Here is a 17,928-nt window from a genome sequence, read left to right on the forward strand (position 1 = left end):
ATCGGGATGTCCATGCTCAAGCAGCTCATCGCGCGCAAGACCGATTTTTCCGCCATCGACGATCCGAGCCACGGTCCGGCACTGCGCCGCACCTTGGGTCCCTGGGGCATCACCGCGCTCGGCATCGGCGCCGTGATCGGCACCGGCATCTTCGTGGTTACCGGCCAGGCCGCCGCCGAGCACGCCGGGCCCGCGGTCTTGATCTCCTTCGTGCTGGCGGCCATCTGCAGCGGTTTCACCGCGCTGTGCTATGCCGAATTTGCCACGCTCATCCCGGTCTCAGGCAGCTCGTATTCGTACGCCTACGCCACCCTGGGCGAACTCGCGGCATGGTTCATCGGCTGGAACATGGTGCTCGAATACGGCATCTCCGCCTCGGCGGTGGCGGCAAGCTGGACCGGCTATTTCACCAGCCTGCTGGATCATGTCGGCGTCCATCTGCCCAAGGCGCTGACCGAGGCGCCGCTGGCCTTCACCGACGGGCATCTGGTCGCCACCGGGCACCTGTTCAATCTGCCGGCGGTGGCGATCGTGCTCGCGCTGACCGCGCTCTGCTACGTCGGCATCCGCGAGTCCTCGGGACTCAACGTGCTGATGGTCGCGCTCAAGGTCGGTCTGATCGTGATCGTGGTGGTGGCCGGCTACCGCTACATCAATCCGGCCAACTGGCATCCGTTCATCCCGCCCAATGAAGGCCCGGGCAAGTACGGCTGGTCGGGCATCATGCGCGGCGCGGCGATGGTGTTCTTCGCCTACATCGGCTTCGAGGCCACGTCGACCGCGGCGCAGGAATGCAAGAACCCGCAGCGCGATCTGCCTTTCGGCATCCTGCTCTCGCTGGTGATCTGCACCGTGCTTTATCTCGCCATGGCCGCGGTGCTGACCGGGCTCACCCGCTACGACCAGCTCGGCACCAGCGAGCCGGTGGTCACCGCGATCCGTCCTTATCCGCAGCTCGGCTGGCTGCGGCTGGTGGTGGAGATCGGCGCGATGATCGGCCTGTCGTCGGTGATCCTGGTCATGATCATCGCCCAGCCGCGCATCTTCATGATCATGGCGCGCGATGGGCTGCTGCCGCCGGTGTTCAGCCGCGTCCACCCGCGCTATCGCACGCCACACCTCAACACGCTGGTCACCGGAGCCGGCATCGCGCTGCTGGCGGCGGTCTTCCCGCTCGACCTGCTGGCCGATCTCACCTCGATGGGCACGCTGATCGCCTTCGTCGCGGTGTGCGCCGGCGTGCTGATCCTGCGCTACACCGCGCCGCAGCTGCACCGCGGCTTCAGAGTGCCCTGGGCGTGGGCGATCTGTCCCGCCGGTGTGCTGAGCTGCCTGGCCCTGCTCGGGTTCATGGCCTGGTTCAACTGGCTGCTGATGCTGGTCTGGACGGCGATCGGCTTCGGTATCTATTTCGGCTATGGCCGGCGGCACAGCTATCTGCACGGCTGAACCACCGCGCGAACGCGGCAGGTCGTTCAGAAGGCCTGCAGCGGATAATCGACGAACACGCGCACTTCCTTGCCGCCCTTGAAATACGCGTGGGCATCGCCGGACACGTGCAGCCATGAGGCGCGCAACTTGAAGGCCAGTCCCTTGGCCGGGCCGCTCTGCACGATGTATCTCAGCTGGTTGAAGACCTCGTGCTCGTGGCCGTGGTCGGTTTGCGCGGTCTTGATGTCGCTGCCGGTGACGTAGGCAATGAGATAGCTCAAGCCCGTCAGGCCGTACTTGCCCAGATCGACGCTGTAGCGCGCCTGCCAAGAGCGCTCGTCCTCGCCATCGAAGTCCGACCAGTAGGAATTGGCAAGCCAGATCGTGGCGCCGCCGTCCCCCAGTCCGCCCGCATTCTGGTACCAGCCGTAGTGATAGCCGGTGTCGCCACTGCTGCGCTGGTGGGCGAGCAGGAAGCCATGCGCGCCGACGACATAGTTGGCGGACACGCTCCAGATCGTGTTGTCGCGGCCGCCATCGAAGTTTCTGACGGCGAAAGCCTTGTTCAAGCGGGTCCTGTAGCCGTTCAGATTGAAAGTGAGACTGCGCGCATCCTGTAGCGGCAGCACGTATTTGATGCGCGCGAAACGCTTGGCGGCGACGTTCTTGTTTTCGGAAGCGTAGAGCGAGGCGGTGAGCTGCTCGTTGAAGGCGTAGCTGCCGCCTAGTACGTCGATCCGGCCCAGGCCACCGCTGTCCCGTCCGTCCGCACTTTTGCGCGCCTCGCGGGTGAAACGGCCCGCATGCAGCACGAGTCCGTCCACTTCCTGCGAAGTCACCAGCACGCCGGTGTAGCTTTCCGGAAGCAGACGCGTGGTGTCGGCGCTCAGCACCGGCAGGCGCGGCATCTGATCGCCGTAGGTGATCACCGTGCTGGAAACGCGCGCCTTGACCGCGACACCCGTACGCAGGAGATCGTGAGCGGGCCGGCCCTGCGCATCGGGCTTAAAAAAATCGATGCCCGGATCGCCCGCCTGATGCGCACTGCGGTCGAGATTCACCGCAGACAGCACGAAGGCATCCACGCCAAGGCCGACCGCGCCCTGGGTGTATCCGGAAACGAATCGCGCATTGGCCGTCTGGCCCCATTCGGCCTTCTCGCCCAGATAGCCGTGATCACGGTCCATGTAGGCGTTGCGGAAGGAAAGATCCAGATGACTGTCCGGCAAGAACCCGCGGGCATGGACCTGATCATTGGCATGGAGCCCGGCGACCCACATCCCGCATGCAAGCACACACAACTGCTTCTTCATTGGCTGTCCAACTGACTCACCGCTGAGGCATGTTCCGTGTCACGACACATGGGGCTCGAAAGCCCCTGCCTCTTCCAGCGTTGCAGTTTGAAGAATGCGTCCGGGATTTTTTGTGAGCGGATTGGGCATGGCCGAAATCCCGGTGAAATCGGCCGATGGAGCGTCGGCGTGACGTCACGGCGGGCCATCCGGCGTGACCCTTCAGGGCACGGCCAATGCCGGATCTAAAAAATTATTTTTAAAATCAATGATATATGTGATGGTGACCCGCAGCGCCCATTGCGACGGGCCCCGCCGGCTGGGGTATCATCCCCGGTCCGTGGATAGCACTTGGCAGTGGCCACGGACCGCCGCCCGGCGCGCCAGGCAGGTCAGCTCCCGGCCTGACGCGCACGGGCTGCCCTATGTGCGTTCAAGGCCGGACAGCAAAAAGGCCGGCACAGGGGCCGGCCTTTGGGCAGAGGCGAAGCGCGCCTGGCTCAGGCTTTCTTCGGCGTGTGCGAGACGCACCAACCCTTCGCGCTCACGGCCTTGCCGGGGAACAGCTGACAGGGACCATAGCTCGCACCGCCGCCGTAGAACTGGCAGTTCGAACAAGTGTCACCGGCCTTGTGCTTGGGATTGGTCGTCTTGGAAGCATCCTCGACATAACCCAGGGCCTTGGCGGTGGGATCGGTCTCGGCCAGATGCGGCAGATCGGCCGCACGGGCGAAGCGCGGCAGGCTGCCGACGACGAGCGCCGCGGCCGTGGTTCCGGCGGCGATCTTAAGGAAGCGGCGACGCGATTCGATGTCTTTCTCGTTCGACATGGGCAATCTCCTCGTGACAGACATACCGGCCAAGGCCGGCACCTGGCGCGGATGTTACGCCCAAGCCAAAAGGCGAGGCGCGAATGAATCGCATTAGCCGGCACCACGCGCATGCTATAGTCAGCAATCGTTTGGACGTCTATTAGGCCATGCCGCGTGCGCCCACCCAGGCCTTCTCCATGAGCGATTTTTCAAGTTGCGCGCAGGCCATTGCCGAGCACGCCCGCGAATTGGCCGCACGCGGCTGGATGCCGGCGACCAGCGGCAACTTCTCCATGCGCGTGGACGACGGGCATGCCGCCATCACCATCTCCGGACGCGACAAGAGCCGGCTCGGTCCGGACGATGTCATGCTGGTCGATTTGCAGGGGCGCCCCGTCGGCAGCACGGCCCGGCCGAGTGCCGAAACCGGCCTGCATACCCAGCTCTATCGACTGTGGCCGCAGGTGAACGCGGTGCTGCATACCCATTCACGCGCGCAGAGCGTGGCCTCGCGCCTGTTCGCGCGCGAGGGCGTGGTGCGGCTGGCCGGCTGGGAACTGCAGAAGGCCATCACCGGCTTCCACTCGCATGACAGCGTGCTCGAGATTCCGGTATTCCCCAATACCCAGCACATGCCCGAGCTCGAATCACGCGTCGCCGCCTGGCTCGATGATGGCCGGCCACTGCATGCCTATCTGATCGACGGACACGGCCTGTATGCCTGGGGCCGCGACATGGCCGAGGCGCGCCGTCACCTGGAGGCGCTGGATTTCCTGCTCGGCTGCGAACTCGATTTGAGGAGACTTTCCACATGAGCCGCCTGCGCATCTTCGACGAGACCCGGCCCGAGACCCCGCGGACGGTCCACACCGTGCATGAGGACATCGCCCGCGCGCTCGCCCGTGTCGGCGTGCGCTTCGAGCGCTGGGAGGCCAGTCAGCCGATCGCGCCGGGCGCCGCGCCGGAGGAAGTCATCGCCGCCTATCGCGCCGACATCCAGCGGCTGATGGATGAGGAAGGCTACCGCTCGGTCGACGTGATCAGCATCGCCCCGGACCATCCGGACCGCGCCGCGCTGCGGCAGAAATTCCTGAGCGAACATACCCACAGCGAGGACGAGGTGCGCTTCTTCGTCGCCGGCGCAGGGCTGTTCACGCTGCATCTGGACGATGGCATCTACGAGGTCTTGTGCGAGCAGGGCGACCTGATCGGCGTGCCCGACGGCACCCGCCACTGGTTCGACATGGGCGAAGTGCCGTCGTTCGTCGCCATCCGCCTGTTTACCAACGCGGACGGCTGGGTCGCGCGCTTCACCGGTGCCGACATCGCCGAACGTTTTCCGCGCATGGAACCGCTCGCCGCGACGCACTGAGCGGGGACACGCATCGTGGCCGCGGCCTTTTGCGTGTGTGCGGGCATGGGCGCCTTGCACCCCTTCAAAAGGCAGCCGCCATCGTCCCGTTCCGGCGCTGCGGACGGCCTGGTCGATTAGGCAAGCGCCGATCCATTCGGCTCGCCTGCCCAGCAGGCAGCAAGGCATCCGCCGATGCCTGGAGCGCGGCGCGGGCGTGTACCGCACCGCCGCGCGCTGAAAAATCCAACGGGCGGCATTTCCAGCATTTCCTTAAACTGGGCCGCCGCTTTTCCACATCATCGCCATGACCACCATCGCCGCCATCGTCACCGACATCGAAGGCACCACCAGTGCGATCTCCTTCGTCAAGGACGTCTTGTTTCCCTATGCGCGCCAGCACCTGCCCGCCTTCGTGGAAACCCACGCCGACCAGCCCGAGGTGCAGCACTGGCTGAGCGAGGCGGCCAAGGAAGCCGGCTATGTCGAGGCCTCGCGGCAGGAAGTGATCGAGCTGCTGCTGCGCTGGATCGATGAAGACCGCAAGTCCACCGCGCTGAAAGCGCTGCAGGGCATGATCTGGGCGGAAGGCTATGCGGCCGGCGCCTTTCGCACCCACATCTATCCGGACGTGCCGGCCACATTGCGCGCCTGGCATGCGGCGGGCATCAGGTTGTACGTGTATTCCTCCGGCTCGGTGCCGGCGCAGCAGTTGTTCTTCCTCCACAGCGAGGCCGGCGACCTGACGCCGCTCTTCAGCGGCTATTTCGATACCGAGACCGGCCCCAAGCGCGAGCCTGCGTCCTATGCGCGCATCGCCGAGGCGATCGGCGAGCCCGCCGCGCGCATCCTGTTCCTGTCCGACGTGGTGGAGGAACTCGACGCCGCTGCCGCCGCGGGTCTGCGCACCGGCTGGCTGGTGCGGCCGCCGCAGTCACCGCCGACGGCGCCACGCCATCCGGTCTACGCGAGCTTCGACGCCATCGCGCTTTGATCGAACGTCTCGCCGCACGCCTTGCCGATGTCTCTGCGCACACCGACGATCGCCCTCGCCGCCTTTGCCGCCGGCGTGCTGCTGACGCTCGCCTGGCAGCGGGAGGCGCGACACCCTGCGCTTTCGGTCAACGGCCCGCCGGCGGTCGCCGCAACTTCGGCGACCGCCGCACCGGCCAGTGCGAGCACGACGGCGAGCGATGCCGATACGGGCGAGACCGATGCCTGGCCCGAGGATGCGCCGACCCCCGAACAGGTGATCTACGCCCAGCCCGGCCTGCTCGACGAGGCGCTGGCCAGTCTGGGGCCGCGCGTGCCCGGCAAGCCCAATCTCTATCTCGTCGCCTTCGCCGGTGACGGCGCCGAGGACGTGTTCCGCAACGAGGCCGAATATGCCGCGCGACTGTTCGTGCGCCGCTTCGGTTCTACCGCCCACGCGCTCGTGCTGGAGAATCACCCGGCCACCCTGGAGCGGCGGCCACTGGCGAGCTGGAGCAATCTGGAAGCGGCGCTGGACGGCTTGGCGCGGACGATGGACCCGGCGCAGGACATCCTGGTGCTCTATCTCACCAGTCACGGCAGCGAGGATCACACCCTGCTGGTGGACCTGGACCCGCTGCCGCTCGACCAGCTCGACGCCGACGGGCTTGCGGGCATGCTGCGCAAACGCCCGTTCCGCTGGAAAGTGGTGGTGGTCAACGCCTGCTACAGCGGCGGTTTCATCCCCGCCCTGCGTGGGCCGGGCACGCTGGTACTCACCGCCGCGCGCGCCGACCGCAGCTCGTTCGGATGCGGCAGCGACGCGGACGTGACCTACTTCGGCCGCGCCTGGCTCATCGATGCGTTGAACCGCAGCAACGACTTCATCGCCGCTTTCCATCAGGCGCAGGCCGAGATCGCCGGCTGGGAACGCCAGCAAAACCTCACGCCGTCCGAGCCGCAGATCGCCATCGGCGCGGGCATCGCCGATCAGCTCGCGCAGTGGCGCCGGGCCGCGGCGAACGGCGCGCCCCTGCCCTTCGCGCCGGCTCCGCTGCGGATGACACGGGCCGGCGCGTCGCGCTGAGCTAAGAGGCCATCATTCAGCCGGCTTGTGCCGTGCGGCGAGTACGCGCACCGCGTCGGCCAGCGACAGTCCGCGCGCGCGCAGCAGCACGGCAAGATGGAACAGGAGATCGGCCGCCTCGCCGAGCAGCGCGGCGTCATCCTCGGCGACACCGGCGAGCGCGGCTTCCACGCCCTCCTCGCCGACCTTCTGCGCGATGCGGCGAGTGCCGCCCTCGAACAAGCGCGTGGTGTAGCTGCCCGCGGGGCGCTCGGCGTGGCGACGCGCGATCAATGCGTCGAGCTCGGCCAGAAAGCCGAGCGGCGGCCGCGCATCCGCGCCGAAGCAGCTCGTGGTGCCGGTGTGGCAGGTCGGCCCGTGCGGCTCGGCCTGCACCAGCAAGGCATCGGCATCGCAATCGAGCCGCAGGGACTTGAAGACCAGCACGTGGCCGGAGGTCTCGCCCTTGGTCCACAACCGCTCCTTGCTGCGGCTCCAGAAGGTGACCTTGCCGCTGTCGAGCGTGCGGGCCAGCGCCTCGGCATTCATGTAGCCCAGCATCAGCACCTCGCCGCTGCGCCAGTGCTGGACGATAGCGGGCAAGAGGCCGCCGCCCTTGGCCCAGTCGGGTGTGGGCGTCGCGTCCGTGTTCGCTGGCGTCGTGTTCATGGCGGCATCCTTCATCGTCACGGGCGCATGATCACGCCCTGCGCGCGCAGGTAGCGTTTGAGTTCGGGAATGGCGATGAGGCCGGCATGGAACACGCTGGCGGCCAGCGCGCCATCGACATCGGCATCGAGGAAGGCGGCGCGAAAATGCTCGGGCGCGCCGGCGCCGCCGGAGGCGACCAGCGGCACGCGGCAGATCGCGCGCACCGCGGCAAGCTGTTCGAGGTCATAGCCCTGGCGCACGCCGTCGCTGCCCATGCAGTTGAGCACGATCTCGCCGGCGCCGCGGCGCTGCACCTCGGCCACCCAGTCCAGCGTGCGCCGCGCGAGCGCGCGGGTGCGCGACGGATCGCCGGTGTACTGGCGCACCCGCCACTCCCCGTCCGCGTCGCGCAGGCTGTCGATGCCGACCACCACGCACTGCACGCCAAAGGCTTCGGCCAGCTCGTCGATGAGCGAAGGGCGTTCCAGCGCCGGCGAGTTGATCGAGATCTTGTCGGCACCGGCATGCAGCACCGCGCGCGCTTCTTCCACCGAGCGGATGCCGCCGGCCACGCAGAACGGGATGTCGATCACGCGCGCGACGCGCTCCACCCAGGCGCGCTCGACGCTGCGCCCTTCGGGGCTTGCGGTGATGTCGTAGAACACCAGCTCGTCGGCGCCCTCGTCGCGGTAGCGCAGGGCGAGCTCGACGATCTCGCCCATCACCACGTGGTCGCGGAAACGCACGCCCTTGACCACCTTGCCTTGGCGCACGTCCAGGCACGGAATGATGCGACGGCTCAGCATGCGAGCGCCTCCGCCAGGGTGAAACGGCCTTCGAGCAGGGCGCGGCCGAGAATGACGCCGCGCGCGCCGGCAGCCCGCGCGGCACGGATGTCATCGGGCGAACGCACGCCGCCGGAAGCCTGCACGGCGAGCTGCGGCACCCGCTGCGCAAGGTGGCGATAAAGCGCGAGGTTGAAGCCGGCGAGCATGCCGTCGCGGTCGATGTCGGTGCACAGCAGATGCCGCGCGCCGTGCATTGCGTACCAGGGCGCGAGTTCGTCCAGCGTGCGCGACTCGGCAGCGGTCCAGCCCGCACTGGGCAGCGTCCAGCGGTCCCCGCTGCGACGGGTATCGAGCGCGAGGGTGATGCGCTCGCTGCCGTAGGTTTCGAGCCAGGCGGCGACGGTCTCGGGCGACCGGATCGCCACGCTGCCCAGCACCACGCGCGCGACGCCGGCATCGAACAGCCGATGCAGGTCATCTTCCGCGCGCACACCGCCGCCAGCCTGCACGCGCAGGCCCAGCCGCGCGATGGCGGCGATCGCTTCGAGATTGTCGAGCCGGCCCGCGCGCGCGCCGTCCAGGTCGACCACGTGCAGCCAGTGCGCGCCGGCCTCGGCATAACCCGAGGCCAGCGGCAGCGGATCGTCCGCATAGACCGTCATGCGCGCATAGTCGCCCTGCGCGAGCCGCACCACCTTGCCCTCGCGCAGGTCGAGTGCCGGAATGACGGTGAAATCGCCGGGGGCATTCATAGCGCGAGGAACCTCTGGAGCAGGCGCGCACCGAGCGCGGCGGAGCGTTCGGGGTGGAACTGCATGCCGTGAAAGTTGCCCTGCGCGACGAGCGCCGAGAACGGTCCGCCGTAATCGGCGGTGGCCAGCGTCCACGGCCCGACCGGCACTGCATAACTGTGCACGAAATAGGCCCAGGCTTCCTCGCCGAGACCCTCGGTGAGCGGATGCGCGCGCGTGGCCTCGATGCGGTTCCAGCCCATCTGCGGCACGCGCAGCGCCGGCGTCTCGGCGAAGCGCCGCACCGGCGCGTCGATCAGGCCGAGGCAAGCGGTGTCGCCTTCTTCCGAATGCGCGCACAGCAGCTGCATGCCCAGGCACACGCCGAGCACCGGCCGGGTCAGCGAGCGCACCACTTCGACGAGACCGAGCTCGCGCAAGCGAGCCATGCCGGGACCGGCGGCGCCGACGCCAGGCAGGATCACCTTGTCGGCGGCGCGGATCGTCGCCGCATCGGCACTGAGCTCGGCATCCACGCCGAGCCGTTGCAGCGCGTAGCGCACCGAACCGATGTTGGTGCCGCCGGCATCGACCAATACGATCGCCATCTACAAGGCCCCCTTGGTGCTGGGCAGCTCGCTGCCCTCGCGGCGGATCGCCTGGCGCAGCGCGCGCGCCACCGCCTTGAAGCAGCCCTCGACCATGTGGTGTGCGTTCTCGCCGCGCACCGACAAATGCAGGTTGGCGCCCAGCGTCTCGCACAGCGAGCGGAAGCAATGCGGCACCAGTTCGGTCGGCAGCTCGCCCACGCGCTCACGCGGGAAGCTGCCTTCGAACACGAGATACGGCCGTCCGGACAGATCGAGCGCCGCGCTCGCCAGTGTCTCGTCCATCGGCAGCGTGACCGTGTAGCGATCCGCATCCGGCGATGCGTGCGGGGACTCCGACGCAAAGCCGTAGCGGCCGATGCCGCGCTTGTCGCCGAGCGCCTGGCGCAACGCCTGGCCGAGCGCGAGCGCGCTGTCCTCGACCGTGTGGTGCTCGTCCACGGCAAGGTCGCCCTCGCAACGCAGTTCGAGCGCGAAGCCGCCGTGCTTGCCGAGCTGCTCCAGCATGTGGTCGAAGAAGGCAAGGCCGGTGTGCACCTTCGGCTCCGCGACGCGGTCCAGATCCACGCACACCTCGACGCGCGTCTCGCGGGTGCGCCGGCTCACCGTGGCGATGCGCGGCGCGTCCAGCACGCGATGGGCGAGCGTGGCCCAGTCCAGCCCCTGCGGCCCCACGCGTAGACCGCGCACGCCGAGATTGGCGGCCAGTTGCAGGTCGGTGTCGCGATCGCCGATCACCAGCGAATCGGCACGGCTCCAGCCGTCGTCGGCCAGGTAATGCCGCAGCATGCCGACGCCGGGCTTGCGGGTGTCCTTGCCCTCGTGGACGAAGCTGGCATCGACCAGCACCTCGCGAAAGACGATGCCCTGCGAGGCGAGGATGCGCAGCAGCAGCGACTGCGGGCCGCGGAAATGTTCTTCCGGAAAGCTCGCGGTGCCGAGGCCATCCTGGTTGGTGACCATCACCAGCTCGTAGCCGGCGGCGACGAAGCGCTGCAGCGCGGCGATGACGCCGGGCATGAGGTCGAGCTTTTCGTAGCTGTCGATCTGCTCGTCGGGCGGCTCGACGATCAGGCAGCCGTCGCGGTCGAGGAACAGGATCTTGCGGGTTGCGTTCATGACGGTGATCGCTCGGCGCGGGGTGACCCCGTGGTGACTGTCATCCGCTCGGCGGCCGCGCGGTCAGCCGCGGACGCATGCTTCGAGGAGTCGGCCGCATCGCCGGTGGCCTGACCTAAGGCAAGGGCCGCCAGCACGCGCTCGTTTTCCTCCGGCGTGCCGATGCTGATGCGCAGCGCATCGCCCAGCCCCGGATACCGGCGCACGTCACGCACGACGATGCCGGCCTGGCGCAAGCGCCGGTAGGCCTCGCCGGCATCGGCAAACCGCACGGCGAGGAAATTGGCTTCCGAAGGCAGCACCGCCGTGACGCCCGGCAGCGTGGCCAGCGCCTGCGCGAGGCGGGCACGCATCGCGCGGATCTGCGCGATGCGCGCGGCGGTCTGCGCGCGACTTTCCGGGGCAAGCGCGCGCAAGGCCAGCTCCACGCACGGCGTCGGCAGCGGATAGGGTGGCATGATCCGGCGCAGCAGCTCGATCACCGCCGGATCCGCGAGCAAGGCACCCACGCGCGCGCCGGCCAGCGCCCATGCCTTGGACAGCGTGCGCAGCACAGCCAGATGCGGATGGCGCGGCAACAGATCGACGACGCTGCCGGCCTCGGCGAATTCGACGTAGGCCTCGTCCACCACCAGCAGCGCGCGTCCCGCGAGCGCCCGGGCCAGACGCTCGATGGCCTCGCGCGGCACTGCGCGTCCGCTCGGATTGTTCGGCGAGCACACGAAGACCAGCTTGACCGCCGGCGTCAGTGCGGCGAGCACGGCGTCCACGTCGAGCGCGAAATGCGCGTCGAGCGGCACCTCGATGACATCGGCACCCTGGATGCGCGCGCACACCGCGTACATGCCGAAGGTCGGCGGCTGGATCAGCACCGCGTCCTGCCCGGCGCGGCAGAACGCGCGCACCAGCAGGTCGATCGCCTCGTCGCTGCCGCGCCCGACCAGCACGTTCGCGGCGGACACGCCGTACAGCGATGCCAGCGCCTCGACCAGCGCGGCCGGTTGCGGATCGGGATAACGGTTGACCGCTCCGGCGGCCTCGAACGGCGGGCACGGCGATTCATTGGCGTTGAGCAGCACCTCGCCGCCGCTGGCCTCCATGCGCGCGGAGGAATACGGCTGCAGGGCACGGATGTCCGGACGGGCGAGATCGAGCACGTTCATGCGCGCGTCTCCATCGCTTCGAGTGCGGCCAGGCGCAGGCTCACCGCGCGGCGATGCGCCTCGAGCTGCTCGGCGGCGGCCAGCGTCGCCGTGCACGGACCGATCGCGCGCAAGCCCTCGGCGCTTAGTTCCTGCACGGTGATCTGCTTCTGGAAACTCGCCACCGACACGCCGCTGTGGCTGCGCGCGTAACCGTAGGTCGGCAGCACGTGGTTGCTGCCGCTGCAGTAGTCGCCGACCGCCTCGGGCGTCCACGCGCCCAGGAACACCGAGCCGGCGCTTTGCACCTGTGGCAACAGCGCGCGCGGCGCGGCCACCTGCAGGATGAGATGCTCGGGCGCGTAACGGTTGCTCACCATGACCGCCTGCTCCAGCGAGGCCACCTCGATCAGGCGGCTCTGCGCGAGCGCCTGCGCGGCGATCGCGCGACGCGGCAGCGCCTCGCACTGGCGCGCGACCTCCGCGGCCACGCGCTCGATCAGCGCCGATGACGGACTCAAGAGGATCGCCTGCGAATCGGCGCCATGCTCGGCCTGCGAAAGCAGGTCCGCGGCGACGAACGCCGGGTCGGCGTCGGCATCGGCGATCACCAGCACTTCCGACGGCCCGGCCGGCATGTCGATGGCCGCGCCATCCGGATCGGCGGCGACCTGCTGCTTGGCCTCGGTGACCCAGGCATTGCCCGGGCCGAACAGCTTGTCGCAACGCGGCACCGAAGCGGTACCGTAGGCCATCGCCGCGATCGCCTGCGCACCGCCGAGCTTGAACACCCGCTGCACACCGGCGACGCGGGCGGCATACAGCACCGCCGGATCGCAGCGTCCATCGGCGCGGGCGGGCGAGCACAGCACGGTCTCGGGACAGCCGGCGAGCCGCGCCGGCACGCCGAGCATCAAGGCAGTGGACGGCAGCGGCGCACTGCCGGCCGGCACGTACAGGCCGACCCGCGCGATCGGCCGCAGCACGCGTTCCACGCGCACGCCGGGCGCCGTCTCCACCGCCACCGCCTGCGGCGCGGCGCCACGGTGGAAATGCTCGATGCGCGCGGCGGCCTCGCGGATCGCCGCCTTGAGCGCGGCATCCAGCACCGCCTCGGCCTGGGCGAATTCCGCCGCATCGACTTCGAGCGCGTCCAGCGTCACGCCGTCGTAGCGGGCGCAGAACGCGCGCAACGCCGCGTCGCCCTGCGTGCGCACCTGGTCGATGATCGCGGCGACGCCAGCCTTGAGTTCGGCACTGCGCGACTGCGCGGGGCGTGCCAGCGCGGCGACGCGTCCGGCCTCGTCGAGCGTGTTCCAGTCGATGCGTTTCATGCGAGCATCTTCTCCACCGGCAGGACCAGCAGTTCGCGCGCGCCGGCCTTCTTGATCTCCTCGAGCTGGCGCCAGCTCACCTCGCCCGCGCACAGCGCCTGCAGCATCAGCTGGTCGGGTTGCCCGGCCACCGGCAACACCGTGGGCTGCGGACCGCCGGGCAGCAACCGGATGACCTCCTCCAGCGCATGCCGCGGAGTCTGCAGCAGCAGCAGCCGCGACTCGCGCACCTGCAGCACGCCGTCCAGGCGCTTGAACAGGAGTTCCAGCATGTCGCCACGTTCGTCCACCGGCAGCGTGCTCGGTCCGACCAGCACGGCCTCGCTCTCCAGCACCGTCTCGACCTCCTTGAGCTGGTTGGCGGCGAGCGTGCCGCCGCTTTGCACCAGGTCGCAGATGACGTCGGCGGTGCCCAGGCGCGGGGCGATCTCCACCGAGCCGGCGAGCGTCACCACCTCGGCCGCGATGCCCTGCTCGGCAAGCCAGCGACCGAGCAGGCCGGGATACGAGGTGGCGATGCGCAGGCCTTCCAGATCCCGCACCGAGCGGTAATCCATGCCCTGCGGCACCGCGATCGCAAGCCGGCAACGGCCGAACCCCAGCCCGCGCCATTCGGTGAGCGGCGCCGCTTCGCGGCCCTGCGTGAGCGAGAATTCGACGAGCACGTTGCGCCCGACGATGCCAAGATCGCACACGCCCTGCGCGATCAGCCCGGGGATGTCGTCATCACGCACCAGCAAGAGATCCACCGGCTCGCCCTCGCCGAAGCAGAACAGCCGGTCGCGGCTCTGGCGGAAGGTGAGGCCGCAACGCTTGAGCAGGTCGAGCCCGGGCTCGGTGAGCCGGCCGGATTTCTGCATGGCGATGCGCAGACGGTCGCGTGGATTCATGTTCTTGCCTTGCGTGTGGCCGCGCGACGGCGCGCGGCGCGGGCAGCGGCGGCGAGGTAACCGCCATGGCCCTGGTTGAGGTAACGCGCCACCCGGCCGATGGTGGTGATGCTGACCGCGGTGCGCTCGTGGATCTCGCGATAGGACAGCCCATCGAGCAGATACGGCACCACCCGCCAGCGATCGACCAATGCCTCCAGCTCGGCCGGCGTGCACAGATCGTGCAGGAACGCCTGCATCTCCTCGGCGCTGCGCAGCGACAGCAACGCCTCGCACAGCCCGCGTTCGGCGTCTTCCAGCGGCGTTTCCGGGTCGAGCAGTCGGCGCTTCATAATGTACTAATGCGTTAATACGATGAAGCATAGCCGATTGTCCGGCGGACGGGCAAGCGCAAGTCTGAATGCCGGCAATGACACGGGGAGACGAGGCATGGCGTGGCGGTCGGCCGAACGCCATCATCGCCGGCCATCACCGGCGTGACGCGCGGTGCAGCGCCGCATGCCGCGGCAATCCCCGCTTCCCTTGGAACCCACACGCTGTGTCACTGCCTTGAAAGGCCGCGCACGGCCTGTAGCCGCGCCGCCACCGCGGCGAAGAAAGTGGGCGGCAGCATCGCGCGCACCGGCACGCGCCACCAATGCGCGCGTGCGAAACGCCGGCACTTGATCGCGTCTTTGTCGGTCATCAGCACCGGCAGCCCGTCGCCGAAATCGAGTTCTTCGGGCGCGAAGGCGTGGTGATCGGGGAAGGCATGCTCGATCGGCTCGATGCCCTGCCGGCGCAGGTCGGCGAAGAAGCGCTGCGGGTTGCCGATCGCGGCAACCGCATGGACCCTGTGGCCGGCGAAGTCGCGCAACGGCACGCGGCGCGCAGCGGCCAGATTGACGGCTTCGTCGCCCACCAGGCGCATCGGCCACATACCCTCGCGCTCGCCGCCGTTGCAGACGAGGAAATCGACCGTGCGCAACCGCGAAACCGGTTCGCGCAGCGGCCCGGCCGGCAGCAGGCGGCCATTGCCGAAACCGCGCATGCCATCGACCACGCAGATCTCGACGTCGCGCGCCAGGCGGTAGTGCTGCAGGCCGTCGTCGGCGACGATCACGTCGCAACCGGCATCGAGCAGCAATCGTGCGGCCGCCGGCCGGTCGCGGCCGATCGCCACCGGCACGCCGTGTGCGTGGATCAGGCACGGCTCGTCGCCGACCTCGGTCGGGTCGGCCTGTTCGTCGAGCAGCAGCGGCCCGCGCCGGCTTCCGCCGTAGCCGCGGCTGACCACGCCGGGCCGCCAGCCGCGGGCGCGCAGTGCGTCGGTCAGCACCAGTGTCAGCGGCGTCTTGCCGGTGCCGCCGGCGGTGAGATTGCCGACCACGACGACCGGCACCGGTAACCGCTGTCTGCGCCACAGGCCGCGCGCGTAGAGTGCGCGCCGACCCGTCACGAGGGCGCCGTACAACGCCGCCAGCGGCAAGGTCCACCACGGCGGCCGGCGATCGCCATACCAGGCCGCGATCAGCGTATCGGCCAGCGCCATCGCGTGGACTCAGTCGGCGGGACGATCGTGGAACTGCAGGCGATGCAGCGTGGCGTAATGCCCGCCGAGCGCGAGCAGCTCGGCATGCGTGCCGCGCTCGACGATGCGTCCCCGCTCCAGCACCACGATCTGGTCGGCGCCCTCGATGGTGGACAGCCGATGCGCGACCACCAGTGTGGTGCGGTTGCGCATCAGCGTCCTGAGCGCCTGCTGGATCAGCCGCTCCGAATGCGTGTCGAGCGCGCTGGTGGCCTCGTCGAGGATCAGGATCGGCGCGTTCTTGAGGATGGCGCGGGCGATGGCGATGCGCTGGCGCTGGCCGCCGGACAGGCGCTTGCCGCCCTCGCCGATGAGGGTATGGATGCCCTGCGGCAACTGGGCGATGAACTCCATCGCGTTGGCCGCCTCGGCCGCGGCGATGATGTCGGCCTCGCTCGCGCCGGCCAGTTCCCCGTAGGCGATGTTCTCCGCCACCGTGCCGTCGAACAGCATCACGTGCTGGCCGACCCAGGCGATCTGCCGACGCAACGAGGCAAGTTCGAAGTCGAGGTAATCCTCGCCGTCGAGCAGGATGCGTCCTTCGCTGGGTTCGACAAACCTTGGCAGCAGGCTGACCAGGCTGGTTTTGCCGCTGCCGGAGCGGCCGACCAGCGCGGTCACCGTGCCGGGTGCGCAATGCAGGTCGATGTCGTGCAGGGCGCGCATGGTGGCGCCCGTGTAGGCCAGGCTGACGCCCTCGAAGCGGATGTCGCCCCGGCAACGGCCGGCGATCGGCTTGCCGCCGGCGGGCTCGGGCGGCAGGTCGATCACCTCGAACAACTCCTCGGCGGCGGCCACGCCGCGCTGGATGTCGCCCTGCACATTGGTCAGGCGCTTGAGCGGGGTCATCAGGCCGGTCATCGCGAACATCACCGCGGTGAAGGTGCCGGCGGTCATGCGCTCGATCTCCCACGGCCGGGTGGCCAGCCAGACGATGCCGGCCAGCGCCAGCGCCGCGGTGGTCTGCACCAGCGCGCTGGACAGCGCCGCGGTGGAGGAGATCTTGAGGTTGAACTTCGCCGTGCGTTCGGCCACCTCGTCGAAACGCCGCTGTTCGAGCTGCTGGGCACCGAAGATGCGCACCTCGCGGTGGCCGTCGACCACCTCGCGCACCGCCTCGGCCACCGAGCCCATGGTGTCCTGCACGCGCCGGCTCATGCGCCGGTAGCGGCGGCTGATCCAGGTCACCACGCCGACCATGCTCGGCACCATCAGCAGCAGGGCGAGCGCCAGATAAGGGCTGTTGTAGAGCATGGTGCCGACCATGCCCACCGCCAGCAGGCTGTCCTGCAGCATCGACTTGAACGCCGAGGTGGAGGCCTTGGCGACCTGGTCGGCGGTATAGGTGATGCGCGAGATCTGCTGGCCGGACGCCTCTTGGACGAAGTGCGCCACCGGCAGCCGCAGGTAGCTTGCGAACACGTCCTTGCGGATGTCCTTGACCACGCCGCGACCGAGCAGCCCCATGCCGTAGTCGGAGACATACGAGGCCACGCCACGCACCGCCGCCACGATGAGGATGACGATCGGCAGCCAGAAGATCGTCTGCGGATCCTTCTCGACGAACAGGCCGTCGATCATCGGCTTGATGAGCTGCACGAACACGGTGAGACCGAGGGCATCGAGGATGAGCCCGACCACGGTCCCCACGCCCACCCAGCGGTAGGGCGCGAGATAGCCCAGCAGCCGCCGGTAGACGCGCCAGGTCTGCGTCCAGTCGAGTTTGCGCTTGGCCGCGCTCACGGCTTGCCGTCACCGTGTTCGGGCGTGGTGGCGATGGACAGCCGGGTGAAGCCGAGCTGGCCCAGCGCGTCCATCGCCGTCACCACGTACTGGTGCGGCGTCATCGCATCGGCGCGGATGACCACCGGCCGCTCGCGATCCTCGCCCGCGACCCGCACGATCGCCTGCTTGAGCGGCTCGACGCCGGATCCCTGCACCTCGTCGCTGCCGATATAGCAATGGCCGTCGCGGTCGATCATCACGGTCAGCGCCTCGGCCTTGAGCTCGCGCTCCTCGGCGCTGGCGCGCGGCAGCGTCACCTTGAGCCGGGCGTGCTGCACGAAGGTGGTGGTCAGCACGAAGAACATGAGCAGGGTCAGCAGCACGTCGATGAGCGAGACCACGTTGATCTCGAAATCGTCGCGGCGGTCGTTGCCGATGCGCATGGC

The 17,928-nt window shown here is 68.8% G+C and carries 19 protein-coding genes; 5 read left to right on the forward strand and 14 right to left on the reverse strand.

Going from position 1 to position 17,928, the window contains the following annotated elements; translation table 11 throughout:
- Positions 1-12: 12 nt before the first annotated feature.
- Positions 13-1,449: an amino acid permease gene (locus ALSL_RS09380; RefSeq protein WP_126540173.1), complete on the forward strand. Its 1,437-nt coding sequence runs from the start codon at positions 13-15 to the stop codon at positions 1,447-1,449.
- Positions 1,450-1,475: 26 nt separating this feature from the next.
- Here ALSL_RS09380 and ALSL_RS09385 read toward each other — a convergent pair whose 3' ends face one another.
- Entirely contained in the window at positions 1,476-2,660 is a 1,185-nt protein-coding gene (locus ALSL_RS09385) for an OprD family outer membrane porin (protein ID WP_198410647.1), read from the reverse strand.
- 563 nt (positions 2,661-3,223) lie between these two features.
- Complete coding sequence (locus ALSL_RS09390; RefSeq protein ID WP_126538593.1) at positions 3,224-3,553, reverse strand: high-potential iron-sulfur protein; 330 nt, start codon at positions 3,551-3,553, stop codon at positions 3,224-3,226.
- 179 nt (positions 3,554-3,732) lie between these two features.
- On the opposite strand from ALSL_RS09390, the gene ALSL_RS09395 reads away from it, so the two are divergent.
- The 4 genes from ALSL_RS09395 to ALSL_RS09410 all read left to right on the forward strand — a co-directional run bounded on the left by ALSL_RS09395 (position 3,733) and on the right by ALSL_RS09410 (position 6,945).
- Positions 3,733-4,350 (forward strand): methylthioribulose 1-phosphate dehydratase, encoded by a 618-nt coding sequence (locus tag ALSL_RS09395; RefSeq protein ID WP_231700203.1) that lies wholly within the window; start codon positions 3,733-3,735, stop codon positions 4,348-4,350.
- Positions 4,347-4,907, forward strand: coding sequence for a 1,2-dihydroxy-3-keto-5-methylthiopentene dioxygenase (locus ALSL_RS09400; protein ID WP_126538597.1), 561 nt, complete (start codon positions 4,347-4,349; stop codon positions 4,905-4,907). The genes ALSL_RS09395 and ALSL_RS09400 overlap by 4 nt, the downstream gene beginning before the upstream one ends.
- 286 nt (positions 4,908-5,193) lie before the next feature.
- The gene (gene mtnC, locus ALSL_RS09405) at positions 5,194-5,880 is read left to right on the forward strand and encodes an acireductone synthase (RefSeq protein WP_126538599.1); all 687 of its coding nucleotides are present in this window, start codon (positions 5,194-5,196) and stop codon (positions 5,878-5,880) included.
- Positions 5,881-5,913: 33 nt separating this feature from the next.
- Positions 5,914-6,945, forward strand: a complete 1,032-nt coding sequence (locus tag ALSL_RS09410; RefSeq protein ID WP_231700328.1) for a C13 family peptidase — start codon at positions 5,914-5,916, stop codon at positions 6,943-6,945.
- Between the two features lie 12 nt (positions 6,946-6,957).
- Here ALSL_RS09410 and hisIE read toward each other — a convergent pair whose 3' ends face one another.
- The 12 genes from hisIE to ALSL_RS09470 form a co-directional block, all read right to left on the reverse strand.
- Complete coding sequence (hisIE, locus tag ALSL_RS09415) at positions 6,958-7,593, reverse strand: bifunctional phosphoribosyl-AMP cyclohydrolase/phosphoribosyl-ATP diphosphatase HisIE (protein ID WP_126538603.1); 636 nt, start codon at positions 7,591-7,593, stop codon at positions 6,958-6,960.
- A gap of 17 nt (positions 7,594-7,610) precedes the next feature.
- Positions 7,611-8,381: an imidazole glycerol phosphate synthase subunit HisF gene (hisF, locus tag ALSL_RS09420; protein ID WP_126538605.1), complete on the reverse strand. Its 771-nt coding sequence runs from the start codon at positions 8,379-8,381 to the stop codon at positions 7,611-7,613.
- Positions 8,375-9,115 carry a 1-(5-phosphoribosyl)-5-[(5-phosphoribosylamino)methylideneamino]imidazole-4-carboxamide isomerase gene (gene hisA / locus ALSL_RS09425; RefSeq protein WP_126538607.1) on the reverse strand — a complete coding sequence of 247 codons (741 nt, stop codon included), beginning with the start codon at positions 9,113-9,115 and terminating at the stop codon, positions 8,375-8,377. The genes hisF and hisA overlap by 7 nt, the downstream gene beginning before the upstream one ends.
- Positions 9,112-9,702 carry an imidazole glycerol phosphate synthase subunit HisH gene (gene hisH, locus ALSL_RS09430; protein WP_126538609.1) on the reverse strand — a complete coding sequence of 197 codons (591 nt, stop codon included), beginning with the start codon at positions 9,700-9,702 and terminating at the stop codon, positions 9,112-9,114. The genes hisA and hisH overlap by 4 nt, the downstream gene beginning before the upstream one ends.
- Complete coding sequence (hisB, locus tag ALSL_RS09435; protein WP_126538611.1) at positions 9,703-10,821, reverse strand: bifunctional histidinol-phosphatase/imidazoleglycerol-phosphate dehydratase HisB; 1,119 nt, start codon at positions 10,819-10,821, stop codon at positions 9,703-9,705.
- On the reverse strand, positions 10,818-11,984 hold the full coding sequence (hisC, locus tag ALSL_RS09440; protein ID WP_126538613.1) for a histidinol-phosphate transaminase: 1,167 nt from the start codon (positions 11,982-11,984) through the stop codon (positions 10,818-10,820). Before hisC ends, hisB begins: the two co-directional genes overlap by 4 nt.
- Positions 11,981-13,297: a histidinol dehydrogenase gene (gene hisD, locus ALSL_RS09445; protein WP_126538615.1), complete on the reverse strand. Its 1,317-nt coding sequence runs from the start codon at positions 13,295-13,297 to the stop codon at positions 11,981-11,983. The genes hisC and hisD overlap by 4 nt, the downstream gene beginning before the upstream one ends.
- Positions 13,294-14,187 (reverse strand): ATP phosphoribosyltransferase, encoded by an 894-nt coding sequence (gene hisG / locus ALSL_RS09450; RefSeq protein WP_126538617.1) that lies wholly within the window; start codon positions 14,185-14,187, stop codon positions 13,294-13,296. Before hisG ends, hisD begins: the two co-directional genes overlap by 4 nt.
- Positions 14,184-14,519 (reverse strand): YerC/YecD family TrpR-related protein, encoded by a 336-nt coding sequence (locus tag ALSL_RS09455; protein WP_126538619.1) that lies wholly within the window; start codon positions 14,517-14,519, stop codon positions 14,184-14,186. Before ALSL_RS09455 ends, hisG begins: the two co-directional genes overlap by 4 nt.
- Before the next feature lie 209 nt (positions 14,520-14,728).
- A complete protein-coding gene (lpxK, locus tag ALSL_RS09460; RefSeq protein WP_126538621.1) occupies positions 14,729-15,718 on the reverse strand; it encodes a tetraacyldisaccharide 4'-kinase in 990 nt (329 codons plus the stop codon).
- A 9-nt stretch (positions 15,719-15,727) separates the two neighbouring features.
- Positions 15,728-17,500, reverse strand: coding sequence for a lipid A export permease/ATP-binding protein MsbA (msbA, locus tag ALSL_RS09465; protein WP_126538623.1), 1,773 nt, complete (start codon positions 17,498-17,500; stop codon positions 15,728-15,730).
- Positions 17,497-17,925, reverse strand: coding sequence for an ExbD/TolR family protein (locus tag ALSL_RS09470; RefSeq protein WP_126538625.1), 429 nt, complete (start codon positions 17,923-17,925; stop codon positions 17,497-17,499). Before ALSL_RS09470 ends, msbA begins: the two co-directional genes overlap by 4 nt.
- Positions 17,926-17,928 lie beyond the last annotated feature (3 nt).

It is taken from the genome of Aerosticca soli (assembly GCF_003967035.1).
GTDB classification, from domain to species: domain Bacteria; phylum Pseudomonadota; class Gammaproteobacteria; order Xanthomonadales; family Rhodanobacteraceae; genus Aerosticca; species Aerosticca soli.